The following is a 12065-nucleotide window of genomic DNA, read 5'->3' as shown; positions in this document are numbered from 1 at the left end:
CCCGCCGCCGGCCCGGCGGAATCCACGCCCGCGCCGCCCAGCAGAAGGAGCAAAACCCTTCTGGAGCCAGGTGCCGTGTCTACCGTGAACAGGGCAAGGCGGTTTCTGGGACTTCCGGGGGGATGATCCTGTGACGTTCTCGACGATTCTGGCGGCGTTCTTCGTGGTCGCGTTCGTGGTCATCATCGTGAGCATGCTCCGCTCGCTGCTGACCGGCCGGCCCTCCATGCGGCGGGGATCCGGCCGCCCCGGCATGCCGTACTCCGGCGGTTCCGGCTGGGGCGGCGGCGACAGCAGCAGCGACAGCGGTGGCTTCTCGGGGGGCGACGGCGGGGGTGGGGGTGGCGGCGACTGAGCCGGGACGGTAGTGATCCTGACCCGTGTTCCGGGCGTGATCCGGCCGCGGCATGATCGCCACCATGAGGGGGTTGATCGCGGCCCTGGCGGCTTGTGGCACGTTGCTGACGGCCGGCGTTCCCGCGCCGGCCGAGGCCAAGGACGCCGTCCGGGTGCTGGAGGCCGTCCTCGGACGAGGGCGGGGAGTTCACTTCACCGAGACGGCCACCGTCCTGGACGGAGCCGGCGAGCGGGCGGGACGTCGGCGCACAGGCGTCTTCGAGACCGGCGAGAAGGGCGGCGTCAAGGCGCTCGACGTCACCGTCACCGGGGGCGAGCACGGCCGTGAGCGCACCATCGGCTTCAACCATGACGTCGTCGGCGGCACCGCCTACCGATCCGGCGGCCTCGCCGCGACACTGCTGCCGAAGGGCAAGACCTGGTGGAAGAACTCGCACCAGATGCACCTCTTCCACACCGAGCTTCTCGGCTACGACCAGCAGCTCGTCAATCCGGCAGAGCCCGCGACCCTGGCCGCTCTGGTGAAGAATGGCCGGGTGAGTGGGAACACCGTGACCGGCTCGATCGCCTTCGAGGAGCTGGAGGAGGTCTCCACCTGGGTGGAGCACTCGAGCCCTGGCTGGGAGGACGGCACCAGGCTGTCCTACGTCCTCACCCTGACCCCGGCGGGCCTGGTCAGCAGGGTGCAGAGCACGTTCCAGGCCGACAGGAGCCCCGTCGCCCGGGAGGTTCTGGGTGAGGTGGCCGGCAGGACCGTGCGTGTCGACACCCGCTACAGCCGGTGGGGCGGCGAAGTGTCGATCAATGTGCCGGATCCCGGCACGACCACGACCGAGCTGTGTGCCGAGCGGATCTGCAAGCTACGCCTGCCGGGGTAACGGGCGAGGGGGTGACGGGCGAGGGCGGTGACGGCACCGAGGGCGGCGGTCACGCAGAGGTGGCGGGGCCGCCCTGGCGCGTCATCCTCCGGACATCAAGGAAGCCGGAAATTTTCACGTAATCAGGATTGATGAAGAGAACTTTCGAGGATATCTTCACGATCAAGCCGCCCCTCCTCCGGGGCGGAGAGATTGGGCGTTCGACCGTACCCCCCTCCACCCCCTGTTTCACGAGGTGAGCATGCCCAAGATCGGAAAATTCGTCCTGCCCACGGCCCTCGCCCTCGCGGCCGCGCTGTTCTCCCAGCCCGCGTCCGCGGACCCCGTCGAGGCCCTGGCCACCACCCACAAGAGCCCGTTCACCTGCGGCAAGACGTTCAACGCGAACAACTGGACCCCCGGCCACAGCCCCTCGGGCTCGCTCGACTGGCAGGACTACGGGGGCGACGACATCAACGGTGAGACCGTCCGTGCCACCGCCGCCGGCACCGCGTACTTCTACGACGCGGGCAACACCAGCTACGGCAAGTGGATCGAGATCCGTCACGGTGACGGCAGCAGGACCCGCTACGCCCACCTCGCCACCATGGCGCGGGCGGCCGGCGGCTCGATGAGCGTCGGCCAGGGCACCGTGATCGGCACGGTCGGCTCGACGGGCGGCTCCAGCGCCCCGCACCTGCACTACGAGCAGCGGACCTCGACCGGAGCGGTGGACACCAGCCCCACCGTGGACGGCGTGACCGTGTCCCTGGGCCAGAAGAAGGCCATCACCAGCACGAACGCGTGCGGCGGCAACCCGTACACGCCCGAGGAGGTCTGCGGCGGCGGCTACGCGGTCATCGACTCGGCCGCGCTCGTGGGCGGCCGCACCTACCTGCTCTACAACTCGGGCAACGGCAACAACTGCGTCGTGACGCTGAAGACCACGAACGTCGGCTCGCCCTCGTCGATGTCGGCCTTCCTCGAACCGGAGGGCTCCAGCAGGACGACGAACGCGGGCAGCTTCGGCTACTACGCGGGGCCTGTCGTACGGTCCGCTCCCGGGCAGTGCGTCAAGTGGGGCGGCTCCATCGGGAGCAGCACGTACACCAGCCCCTTCGAGCACTGCGGCTAGCCGGACCGGCGTGGACGGTGCCGCGGGCGGGGGCGGGCCCCCGGCAGCGGCACCGGGTCCACGCCGGCCACGACGGTGTTGCGGACGGCGCCGATGCCCTCGACCACGATCTCGACCACGTCGCCCGGCTCCAGCGGGGGCGGGTCCTGGCGGCCGCGGTTGCCCCACAGCTCGGCCAGGCAGCCGCCGTTGCCGCAGGTGCCGGAGCCGAGCACGTCACCCGGGCGGACCCAGGTGCCGCGCGAGGCGTAGGCGACGAGCTCCTCGAACGGCCAGCCCATGTTGGACAGCAGGTCCCGGCCGATCTCCGTGCCGTTGACGCTGACGGTGAGCGCCAGGCGCAGGAAACCGTCGGCGTCCCGGTACGGCTCCAGCTCGTCCGCGGTGACCAGCCACGGGCCGAGCGTGGTGGCGGTGTCCTTGCCCTTGGCCGGGCCCAGGTTGACCTGCATCTCGCGGCCCTGCAGGTCGCGGGCGGACCAGTCGTTCATGATCAGGTATCCGGCGATGTGGTCGCGGGCCCGCTCGGGGGTGAGGTCGCGGCCGGCCTCGCCGATGACGGCGGCGACCTCCAGCTCGAAGTCGAAGACCCGGCAGCCGGGCGGGATCGGCACGTCGTCGTGGGGGCCGATGACGGCGTAGGGGTTGGTGAAGTAGAAGGCGGGGGCGTCGTACCAGGCGTCGGGCACTCCGGCGCGGCCGTCGATGCTCTTGCGCACCCCCTCGACGTGCTCCTCGAAGGCGACGAAGTCGCGGACGGTGGGCGGCTGGAACGGCGCCAGCAGCCGCACCTCCGCCAGCGGGACCGGCTCGCCGGTCCGCACGTCCCGGGGCACGTCCAGGGGGCCGATCCCGTCCGGCAGCGGCCTGATCGTGTCGCCGTCCACGAGGCCGGAGCGGGTACGGCCGTCGTGGAGGTAGGTGGCGATGCGCATCAGACCGGCGGGGCGACGAACACGCCGCGGTCGACGTCGTTGAACGACTCCTTGGCGACCAGCTCGTTCATGGGGTTGGCGGTGCCCCACTGGTCGGTGACCTCGGGCCGCGAGAAGTCGTGGACGTGCGGGTGCCAGGCGTCCTCGTCCAGCTCCTCCAGCTCGGTGGTGTACTCGACGGTGTTGCCGTGCGGGTCCATGAAGTAGGAGAAGGTGTTGTCGCCGGCCAGGTGGCGGCCCGGGCCCCAGATCATGCGAACGCCGGCGCGCAGCAGCCTGCCGGTGCCGTACATGTACTCGTCCAGGCCGCGCAGCTCGAAGCTGATGTGGTGCAGGCTGGCGTGCGGGCCGCGGGCGATGGCCATGCTGTGGTGCTGGGGGTTGCAGCGCATGAAGTGCATGACCTGGCCCATGCGCGGGTGGGCGAGGGTGTCGGACAGGGCGAAGCCGAGGTGGGTCTCGTACCAGACGCGGGTGGCGTCGATGTCGGGGGCGTTGAGGACGACGTGCGACAGGCGCACCGGGACGGATTCCTTGGCCTCCAGCCTGCGGTGCCTGCGGACGGCCACGTCGGCGGAGACCTCGACGGTGCGGCCGTCGAGGTCGAAGAAGCGGAAGCCGTAGCCGCCGCCGGGGGTGTCGAGCTTGCCGGGCTCGGAGATGAGCCGGACCTCGGCGGCGCGCAGCCGCTCGGCCAGCGCGTCCACGTCCTGCGGTGTCGCCGCGCCGAAGGAGACCAGGTCCAGCCGCTTCTCGGCCGCCTTGCGCAGCCGGATGACGTACTGCTCGGGAGAGCCCTCGGCGGCCAGGAACGAGATCCCGCTGTCGCTCGCGACCTCGGTCAGGCCCCAGACGCCGGAGTAGAAGTCGCGCTGCTTGTCGTAGTCGGGCACGGCCAGATCGACGTGCCGCAGGTGCGTGATGAGTCTCATGAGGGATCCTTCAGGTCGAACAGTCGGACGGCGTTGCCGCCGCGGATGGCGGCGTCCTCCAGCCCGGCCGCGCGCAGGGCGGCGAGCGGGTCGGGGTCGCCCATGTCGAAGGGGAAGTCGGAGCCGAGCAGCACGCGCTCGGCCCCGGCCACCCGGACCAGCTCGCGCAGCGCGGCCGGGTCGTGGGTGAGGGAGTCGAAGTGCAGCTCGCGCAGGTAGGAGCTGGGCCGGCGGGCGCAGGTGCGGGCGTCGGGCCGCACCCGCCAGCCGTGGTCGGAGCGGCCAAGGTAGTACGGCAGGTAGCCGCCGCCGTGCGCGGCCAGCAGCTTCAGCCCGGGATGCCGGTCGAGCACGCCCGAGAAGATCAGGTGCGACAGCGCGACCGCGTTCTCCACCGGCTGGCCGACCAGGTTGGACAGGTACCAGCGGTCCAGGCGCTCGTCCAGCGTGCAGCCGAACGGGTGCAGGAACACCACCGCGCCGGTCTCGGCGGCGTGCGCCCAGAACGGCTCGTAGGCGGGGTCGGACAGCTCGCGGCCGGGGGCGTGCGAGGAGATCTCCACGCCCTTCAGCCCCAGGCCGAGCGCGTGGTCGAGGGCCTCGGGCAGCAGGTCAGGATGCTGGAGCGGGGCCAGCCCGAGCCCGTGGAGCCGCTCGGAGGCGCAGTGGGCGGCCACGCCCTCGTTCGCCAGCCGCCACACCGTGCGCGCCAGGCGCGGGCCGGCCCAGTAGTGGTAGTGGGAGGGGGACGGGCTGACGATCTGCGTGTCCACCCCGGCCGCGTCCATCGCCGCCAGCCGGTCGGCGGCCCGCGTGAGCAGGCCGATCCGCTCGCCGATCATCGCGCCGGACGCGGCGAGGGCGTCGGGGCCGTTGCGGCGGGCGTCCAGCTCCCGGTGGGCGTCCAGTCCCGGCTGTCCGGCCACGGCCTGGTCGAGCTCGGGCAGCAGGACGTGCGCGTGCACGTCAACGGTGATCATGGGCGCTCGGTCACCATCCCCGCGATCGCGCCCATCAGGCCGGGCACGTCCGCGTCGCGTACCCCGTCGAGCTGCCAGCGGGCGAGCCGCACCGACGCCTCGACGACGGCCTTGACCCGGCCGTGGCGGCGGTCCATGAACGCGTCGAACAGCTCCTGGCCGAGCCGGTCGGCGGCGAGCAGCAGCTCGGCGAGGACGGCGGCGTCCTCCAGGCACTGGGCGGCGCCCTGGGCGAGGGTGGGCGGGCAGGCGTGCGCGGCGTCACCGATGAGCACGACCCGGCCGCGGTTCCACGGGCGGTCCACGAGCAGCGACTCGAACCAGGTGTAGTTGATGCGGTCGGGGTCGGTGAGGTCGGCGCGGATCTCGTCCCAGGCGCCGCCGTAGCCTTCGGCGAGCGCGCGCATGTGCGCGGCCTTGTCGCCGACGGCCTCCCTCGGCCTGGCCTGCTCGACCAGGTACGCGTACATGGTGTCGGCGCTGGTCGGGCAGTAGCCGGCGATGAAGCAGGGGCCCCCGTAGATGAGGTCGGTGCGCTCGACGTCCTTGGGGCGGCGGGTGTGGATGCGCCAGATGCCCATGCCGACGGGCTCGGGCGCCGCGTCGATGCCGATCAGGCCGCGGACGTGCGAGCGGATGCCGTCCGCCCCGACGACCAGGTCGAACCGTCCGGTGGCGCCGTCGGAGAAGGTCACCTCGCCGGTGTCCGACACGGCGTCCACCGTCAGGCCGTACCTGATGCGCGCTCCGGCGTCGCGCACGGCGGCGGCCAGGATCGCGGCCAGTTCGGGGCGGTTCATGCCGAGCGTGGCAGGCAGGCCGGGGCCGCCGGTGCGGGCGTCGGGGATCTCGGCGAGCAGGTCGCCGCCGGGCGTGCGCAGCCCGAGCGAGTCGAACGCGAACCCGGCCGCGCTCACCTGCTCCCACACGCCGAGGTCGCGCAGCACCCGCAGCGCGTTGCCCTGCAGGGTGATGCCCGACCCGAGCGTCGTCGGGCCCGGTTCGATCTCCGCGAGGTCCACGGTGACACCGGCGCGGGCGAGCAGGACGGCCAGGGCGGAGCCGGCGGTGCCGCCCCCGACGATCAGGACGTTCTCGACTGCGGGCATGATCGCCTCACTTGATGGCCAGGGGGTTGACGGGGGAGCCCACCGCGCCGGTGACCGGCAGCGGCGGGGCGGTGAGGAAGAATTCGTACACGCCGTCGGCGGCGCAGTCGGCGGCCAGCGCGTCCAGGTCCCACATCTCGCCGACGAGCAGGCCGAGGTGCGGGATGACGACCTGGTGCAGCGGCTGGAACGCGTTGTCGAACTCGTTGGGCCGCACCTCGAAGCCCCACGTGTCGGTGGCGACGGCGGCGATCTCGGTGCGGTGCAGCCAGCCCGCGCTCCAGAACGACAGGCCGGGCGCCGGGCCGCCCGCGTAGTCGCCCCAGCCTTCCCGCCTGGCCCTGGCCAGCCGGCCGGTGCGCACGCACACCAGGTCGCCGCGCCCGACGCGGACGCCGTGCGCCTCGGCGGTGGCGGTCAGGTGCTCCCCGGTGATGGCGAAGCCGTCGGGCAGCTCCCCGTACACGGCCGCGACGTCCAGCAGCACGCCGCGGCCGGCCACCGGGGCGGCCAGGTGCTCGATGCCGGTGACCCGGTCGCCCTCGCTGGTGACGACCTTGTCGGCGGGGCGGCCGTTCCAGGCCCGGCCGTGGTCGAAGATGTGGCCGAGGCCGTCCCACTGGGTGGAGCACTGCAGCGGCATGGCGATCACGTCGTCCGCGCCGCCGAACCCGTGCGGGAAGCCCTGGTCGCCGTGCACGGCGTCGAGGCCGGTGTCGGTCATGGTGTGCACCGGGTTGGTGCGGCGGCGCCAGCCCTTCTGCGGGCCTTCGGCGTCGAAGCGCTGGGACAGCGAGAACGTCTCGCCCCGCCGGACCAGCGCGGCGGCGGTGCGGCGCTCGGCCGGGCCGATGAAGTTGACCGTGCCCAGCACGTCGTCCTCGCCCCAGCGGCCCCAGTTGGAGTACGTCGCCGCCGCCTCGGCGATGGCCTGCTCAGCGTTCATCGCGACACCTGTTCCGCTGGGTGCCCAGGCCGGTGATCGTGCCCTCCATGACGTCGCCGTCGCGCAGCAGGCGGCCGTGGTGCAGGCCGTTGCCCGCCGGGCTGCCGGTCAGCACCAGGTCGCCGGGCAGCAGCTCGACGGTCTGGGAGGCGTAGGACACCAGGCGCGCCACGTCGAAGATCATGTCCTTGGTGGACTCGTCCTGCATGACCTCGCCGTTCAGCTTGAGCGTCACCTGAAGGTCGCCGGGGTCGAGGAAGGCGGCCGGCACCAGGTACGGGCCGAGCGGGGTGAAGGTGGGGGCGTTCTTGGCGCGCAGCCAGTCGGTGCCGATCTCCGGCATGTCACGGCGGAACACCAGCTCGCGGGCGGTGACGTCGTTGGCGATCGTGTAGGCGGCGACGTGGGCGAGCGCCGCGTCCTGGCTGACGCGGAAGGCCGGGCGGCCGATCACCGCGGCCAGCTCCAGCTCCCAGTCCGGCTTCGTGCACCAGGACGGGATGACCACGTCGTCGTACGGGCCGGTGACCGAGGACGGCAGGCCGATGAACACGTACGGCTGGTCCTCGGCCGCGCGCCGGTCCATCATCGCCGCGACCTCGGCGCGCACCTGCTCGGCCGGGCGGCCGTTCGCGGGCTCGTGCGCCACGGCCAGGTCGATGACGTGGGTGCGGTAGTTGGCGCCGGACTGCAGGATCTGGCGCGGCTCGACCGGGGCGTGCACGCGCAGCTCGGCCAGCGGGCGCCACTCCCCCGCCGCCTCGTGCAGCAGCGGCAGGACGTCGTCCCAGCGCTCCAGCAGCGCGCGCGTGGTGGGGGCGTGAGCGCTCAGGTCGAGGACCCGATCGCCGGCGACCAGGCCGGGAAAGTGCGGGCCGGCGCCGGCCGAGAAGGTGCCGAGCGCGAAAGGGCCGGCGAGGTACGGGGATGTTTCCACGAGGTTTCCTCCGGATGCGGTGCCTTAACCTTGAGCCATCCGGAAGGATCTGGGAAATCGATTCTTTGGATCCCTACCATCGATGACATGGATAGGCGCGTGAACCTCGCCAACCTCGACCTCAACCTCGTGGTCGCCCTGCGTGCCCTGCTGGAGGAGCGCAACGTCACCCGGGCGGGCCTGCGTGTCGGGCTGAGCCAGCCCGCGATGAGCGCCGCCCTGGCCAGGTTGCGCCGCCACTTCTCCGACGAGCTCCTCGTCAGGCAGGGCAACCGCTACGAGCCGACCCCGCTCGGCACCGCGCTGCGCGACCCCGTCGCCAACGCCTGCGCGGTGCTGGAACGGCTCTTCACCAGCCGCGCCGGCTTCCAGCCCGGCGTCGGGCAGCGCGACTTCACGCTGCTCTCCTCCGACTACGCGATCGCCGTCTTCGGGGCACGACTGGCGCGCGTGCTGCACGAGGAGGCGCCGGGCGTGCGGCTGCACTTCCGGCACGTGCCGCGCGACCTCGTGGACAATCCCGATGCCCTGCTGTCCGGCGTGGACGGCATGCTCATGCCGCACGGCGTGATCTCCGACATGCCCGCGGTCGAGCTCTACCGCGACGAGTGGGTGTGCCTGGTCTCCGACGACCACCCCGGCGACGTCACCATGGACGACCTGGCGCGGCTGCCGTGGGTGGTCTACCAGCGCACCTTCGACGCCCCCGTCACCCGGCAGCTCACCATGCTGGGGCTGGAGCCGAACGTGGAGGTGTCGGTGCAGAGCTTCCAGCTCCTGCCCGCGCTGGTGGCGGGCACGCGGCGGGTCGCGCTCGTGCAGCGGCGGCTGGCCGGGCTGCTGCGCGGGCTGGCTCCCGTACGTGCGCTGCCGTGCCCCTTCGAGGCCGTGCCGCTGCAGGAGGCGTTGTGGTGGCACCCGGTGCACAGCCACGACGCCGCCCACATCTGGCTACGCGAGACGGCCGCCCGCGTGGCCGCCGAGCTCGACGACCTGCCCGCCGGATGACGTGCCGCGTTCAGCGGCCCTCGAAGACGGGTCTGCGCTTGGCCAGGAACGCCTCCACCGCGGCGGCGTGGTCGGCGGTCAGGCCCAGGCGCGCCTGGGCCCGGGCCTCGGCCGCCAGCGTGGCTGCGAGGTCCCGCTCCCACGCCTGCGCGATGAGCCGCTTGGACTCGGCGTAGGCGGCGGTCGGCCCGGCCGCGAGCCTGGCCGCTAGCGCCCGGCCCTCCGCGCCGACCTCGTCACGCGGCACCACGCGCCCCGAGATGCCCCACGCGACCGCCTGCTGCGCGCCGAACGGCTCGGCGAGCAGGACGAGCTCCCTGGCCCGCGCCTCGCCGACCGCCCGCGTGAGCGTCGCCGACAGCCCGGAGTCGCAGGTCAGGCCGATCGCGCTGAACGCCGTGCCGAGGACGGCGTCCTCGGCGAGCACCCGCAGGTCGCAGGCCAGCGCGAGGGCCAGCCCCGCGCCCACGCAGGTGCCGCCGACGGCCGCGACGACCGGCTTGCCCATCGTGGCCAGCAGCCGGACGACGGGCGCGTAGTCCTCCTCGACGGTGTCGAATGCGTGCGCGGGATCGCCGCGCAGCGCCGCCGCGTGCTCCGCCAGGTCCTGCCCGGCGCAGAACGAGCCGCCCGCCCCGGTCAGCAGCACGGCCCGGACGGCGGCGTCGGCGGCGACGTCCTCCAGCGCGCCGCGCAGTGCCGCCTTGGTCTTGCCGTCCAGCGCGTTGCGCCGCTCGGGACGGTTCAGCGTCACGACCGCCACGGCGCCGTCGCGTTCGACGACGACCGGAGCCCCGTTCACCGCGCGTCCCAGGTCTTGGCCACCAGGGTGAGCACGTCGTAGGTGGCGACCGGCTGGTCCTCCTGGTTGGTCACGACGGCGTCCCAGCGGACCTCGCCGTAGTCGGCGTTGCTGCGCGGGGTGATCTGCTTGACGGTCAGCGTCACGGCGATGGTGTCGCCTGCCTTGACCGGGGTGAGGAAGCGCAGCGAGTCGACGCCGAAGTTCGCCAGCACGGGCCCGGGCGCCGGATCGACGAAGAGCCCGGCGGCCAGCGACACGACCAGGTAGCCGTGCGCGACGATGCCGCCGAACAGCGGGTTGCGCGCGGCGGCCTCGGGGTCGGTGTGCGCGTAGAACGTGTCGCCGGTGAACTCGGCGAAGTGGTCGATGTCGGCGAGCGACACCGTGCGCGGCGCGGAGGCGATCGTGTCGCCGATCCGCAGCTCGGCCAGCGACTTGCGGAACGGGTGCACGCCGGACTCGGCGCGCGCCGAACCCGTCGTCCACCGCCCCGTGATGGCGGTGAGCTGGTCGGGCGACGCCTGGACGGCGGTGCGCTGCATGTGGTGCAGCACCCCGCGGATCCCGCCGAGCTCCTCGCCCCCGCCGGCCCTGCCGGGGCCGCCGTGCACGAGGACGGGCAGCGGGGAGCCGTGCCCGGTGGACTCCTTGGCGTCGTCCCTGTCGAGGACGAGCACGCGGCCGTGCCACGGCGCGAGCCCGAGCACGACGGAGCGGGCCACGCCGGGGTCATGGGTGGCGACGGAGGCCACGAGGCTGCCCTTGCCCCTGGCGGCGAGCGCGATCGCCTCGCCGAGGCCGTCGTAGCCGATCACCGTGCTGACCGGCCCGAACGGCTCCACGTCGTGCGGCTCGACGGCTCCCGGCCGCGCGCGCAGCACGAGCGGGGTCATGAACGCGCCGCGCTCGGGGTCGCCGTCGAGCAGGCCCGCGCCCTGGGGGTCGCCGAAGACCACCTCGGCGTTCGCGAGCAGCGCCTCGACGGCCTTGCGTACCTCCTCGCGCTGGCCGAGGCTGGCCAGCGCGCCCATCCGCACGTCGGGGTTGCGCGGATCGCCGACGCTCACCTTGCCGAGGCGGTCGGCGAGCGCGTCGATCACCTGGCCGGCCATCGCCGCGGGGACGAGCACCCGGCGGATGGCCGTGCACTTCTGCCCGGCCTTGACCGTCATCTCGGTGACGACGCCCTTGACGAACAGGTCGAACTCGGGATCGTCCGGCCGCACGTCGGGGCCGAGGATCGAGCAGTTGAGGGAGTCGGCCTCGACGTTGAGCGCCACGCCGTCGTCGAGCACGTTGGGGTGGCGGCGCAGGATGCCCGCCGTGTGCGCCGAGCCGGTGAAGGCCACGGAGTCCTGGATCGTCAGCTCGTCGAGCAGCCCGCCCGCCGAGCCGGCGAGCAGCTGCAGCGTGCCCTCGGGCAGGATCCCCGACTCGATGATCTGCCGGACGGCCAGCTCGGTGAGGTAGGCGGTCTGGCTCGCGGGCTTGACGATCGTGGGCAGGCCGGCGAGGAAGGCGGGCGCGAGCTTCTCCAGCATGCCCCAGACGGGGAAGTTGAAGGCGTTGATCTGGACGGCCACGCCCGGCCGGGAGGTGTAGAGGTGCTGGCCGACGAACGTGCCGCCCCTGCCCAGGCGCTCCAGGCCGCCGTCGAGGACGACGGTGTCGTTCGGCAGCTCCCTGACGCCCTTGCTCCCGTAGCTGAACAGGGTGCCGATGCCGCCGTCGACGTCGACCGCGGTGTCACGGGCGGTGGCGCCGGTGCGCACGGACAGCGCGTACAACTCCTCCTTGCGCTCCAGCAGGTGCTTGGCCAGTGCCTTGAGCAGGGCCGCCCGCTCGTGGAAGGTCAGGGCTCGCAGCGCCGGCCCGCCGGTGTCCCTGGCGTGCCTGACCATGGCCGCGACGTCCAGCCCCCGGCTCGAGATCCGCGCGACCTCCTCGCCCGTGGCGGCGTCGAGCAGCGGTTCACCGTCGTCTGCCGCGCGGAACCATCGTCCGGCGGCGTAACTCTCCAGCAGCGCGCTCACGCTGTCTCCTTTCCCCAGGACCTGTTGCGCG

At 72.9% G+C, this 12065-nt stretch carries 12 protein-coding genes; 4 read left to right on the top strand and 8 right to left on the bottom strand.

Features of this window, described 5'->3' with window-relative positions; translation table 11 throughout:
- Positions 1 to 130: 130 nt before the first annotated feature.
- From ACBJ32_RS01855 to ACBJ32_RS01845, 3 genes are all read left to right on the top strand, one after another.
- Positions 131 to 355 carry a hypothetical protein gene (locus ACBJ32_RS01855; RefSeq protein ID WP_375125090.1) on the top strand — a complete coding sequence of 75 codons (225 nt, stop codon included), beginning with the start codon at positions 131 to 133 and terminating at the stop codon, positions 353 to 355.
- A gap of 64 nt (positions 356 to 419) precedes the next feature.
- Positions 420 to 1235 carry a hypothetical protein gene (locus tag ACBJ32_RS01850; protein ID WP_375125089.1) on the top strand — a complete coding sequence of 272 codons (816 nt, stop codon included), beginning with the start codon at positions 420 to 422 and terminating at the stop codon, positions 1233 to 1235.
- 241 nt (positions 1236 to 1476) lie between these two features.
- A complete protein-coding gene (locus tag ACBJ32_RS01845) occupies positions 1477 to 2349 on the top strand; it encodes a M23 family metallopeptidase (protein ID WP_375125088.1) in 873 nt (290 codons plus the stop codon).
- Here the strand turns inward: ACBJ32_RS01845 and ACBJ32_RS01840 are convergent.
- The 6 genes from ACBJ32_RS01840 to ACBJ32_RS01815 are packed head-to-tail and all read right to left on the bottom strand — an operon-like array spanning position 2346 to position 8188.
- Positions 2346 to 3284 (bottom strand): fumarylacetoacetate hydrolase family protein, encoded by a 939-nt coding sequence (locus ACBJ32_RS01840; protein ID WP_375125087.1) that lies wholly within the window; start codon positions 3282 to 3284, stop codon positions 2346 to 2348. The two genes, ACBJ32_RS01845 and ACBJ32_RS01840, sit on opposite strands and share 4 nt — an antisense overlap.
- Complete coding sequence (locus ACBJ32_RS01835) at positions 3284 to 4216, bottom strand: VOC family protein (RefSeq protein WP_375125086.1); 933 nt, start codon at positions 4214 to 4216, stop codon at positions 3284 to 3286. The genes ACBJ32_RS01840 and ACBJ32_RS01835 overlap by 1 nt, the downstream gene beginning before the upstream one ends.
- Positions 4213 to 5196: an amidohydrolase family protein gene (locus ACBJ32_RS01830; protein ID WP_375125085.1), complete on the bottom strand. Its 984-nt coding sequence runs from the start codon at positions 5194 to 5196 to the stop codon at positions 4213 to 4215. The genes ACBJ32_RS01835 and ACBJ32_RS01830 overlap by 4 nt, the downstream gene beginning before the upstream one ends.
- The gene (locus tag ACBJ32_RS01825) at positions 5193 to 6305 is read right to left on the bottom strand and encodes an FAD-dependent monooxygenase (RefSeq protein WP_375125084.1); all 1113 of its coding nucleotides are present in this window, start codon (positions 6303 to 6305) and stop codon (positions 5193 to 5195) included. Before ACBJ32_RS01825 ends, ACBJ32_RS01830 begins: the two co-directional genes overlap by 4 nt.
- A 7-nt stretch (positions 6306 to 6312) precedes the next feature.
- Positions 6313 to 7251 (bottom strand): cyclase family protein, encoded by a 939-nt coding sequence (locus tag ACBJ32_RS01820; RefSeq protein WP_375125083.1) that lies wholly within the window; start codon positions 7249 to 7251, stop codon positions 6313 to 6315.
- A complete protein-coding gene (locus ACBJ32_RS01815; RefSeq protein WP_375125082.1) occupies positions 7241 to 8188 on the bottom strand; it encodes a fumarylacetoacetate hydrolase family protein in 948 nt (315 codons plus the stop codon). The genes ACBJ32_RS01820 and ACBJ32_RS01815 overlap by 11 nt, the downstream gene beginning before the upstream one ends.
- Positions 8189 to 8275: 87 nt before the next feature.
- On the opposite strand from ACBJ32_RS01815, the gene ACBJ32_RS01810 reads away from it, so the two are divergent.
- Positions 8276 to 9196 (top strand): LysR family transcriptional regulator, encoded by a 921-nt coding sequence (locus tag ACBJ32_RS01810; protein WP_375125081.1) that lies wholly within the window; start codon positions 8276 to 8278, stop codon positions 9194 to 9196.
- Between the two features lie 10 nt (positions 9197 to 9206).
- Here the strand turns inward: ACBJ32_RS01810 and ACBJ32_RS01805 are convergent, their stop codons facing one another.
- Both ACBJ32_RS01805 and paaZ read right to left on the bottom strand, forming a co-directional pair.
- On the bottom strand, positions 9207 to 9998 hold the full coding sequence (locus ACBJ32_RS01805; protein WP_375125080.1) for an enoyl-CoA hydratase/isomerase family protein: 792 nt from the start codon (positions 9996 to 9998) through the stop codon (positions 9207 to 9209).
- Complete coding sequence (gene paaZ / locus ACBJ32_RS01800) at positions 9995 to 12034, bottom strand: phenylacetic acid degradation bifunctional protein PaaZ (protein WP_375125079.1); 2040 nt, start codon at positions 12032 to 12034, stop codon at positions 9995 to 9997. The genes ACBJ32_RS01805 and paaZ overlap by 4 nt, the downstream gene beginning before the upstream one ends.
- Between the last annotated feature and the right edge of the window lie 31 nt (positions 12035 to 12065).

This window comes from Nonomuraea sp. GTA35 (assembly GCF_041950525.1).
GTDB lineage: Bacteria > Actinomycetota > Actinomycetes > Streptosporangiales > Streptosporangiaceae > Nonomuraea.
Note: the sequence above shows the minus strand (reverse complement) of the source record. Positions and strands in the feature narration are given on the sequence as shown.

What these genes read in the sequence shown, in the direction of transcription:
- ACBJ32_RS01850 (WP_375125089.1), top strand. Translation starts at nt 420, where the DNA reads ATGAGGGGGTTGATCGCGGCCCTGGCGGCTTGTGGCACGTTGCTGACG.
- ACBJ32_RS01845 (WP_375125088.1), top strand. Translation starts at nt 1,477, where the DNA reads ATGCCCAAGATCGGAAAATTCGTCCTGCCCACGGCCCTCGCCCTCGCG.
- ACBJ32_RS01840 (WP_375125087.1), bottom strand. Translation starts at nt 3,284, where the DNA reads ATGCGCATCGCCACCTACCTCCACGACGGCCGTACCCGCTCCGGCCTC.
- ACBJ32_RS01835 (WP_375125086.1), bottom strand. Translation starts at nt 4,216, where the DNA reads ATGAGACTCATCACGCACCTGCGGCACGTCGATCTGGCCGTGCCCGAC.
- ACBJ32_RS01830 (WP_375125085.1), bottom strand. Translation starts at nt 5,196, where the DNA reads ATGATCACCGTTGACGTGCACGCGCACGTCCTGCTGCCCGAGCTCGAC.
- ACBJ32_RS01825 (WP_375125084.1), bottom strand. Translation starts at nt 6,305, where the DNA reads ATGCCCGCAGTCGAGAACGTCCTGATCGTCGGGGGCGGCACCGCCGGC.
- ACBJ32_RS01820 (WP_375125083.1), bottom strand. Translation starts at nt 7,251, where the DNA reads ATGAACGCTGAGCAGGCCATCGCCGAGGCGGCGGCGACGTACTCCAAC.
- ACBJ32_RS01810 (WP_375125081.1), top strand. Translation starts at nt 8,276, where the DNA reads ATGGATAGGCGCGTGAACCTCGCCAACCTCGACCTCAACCTCGTGGTC.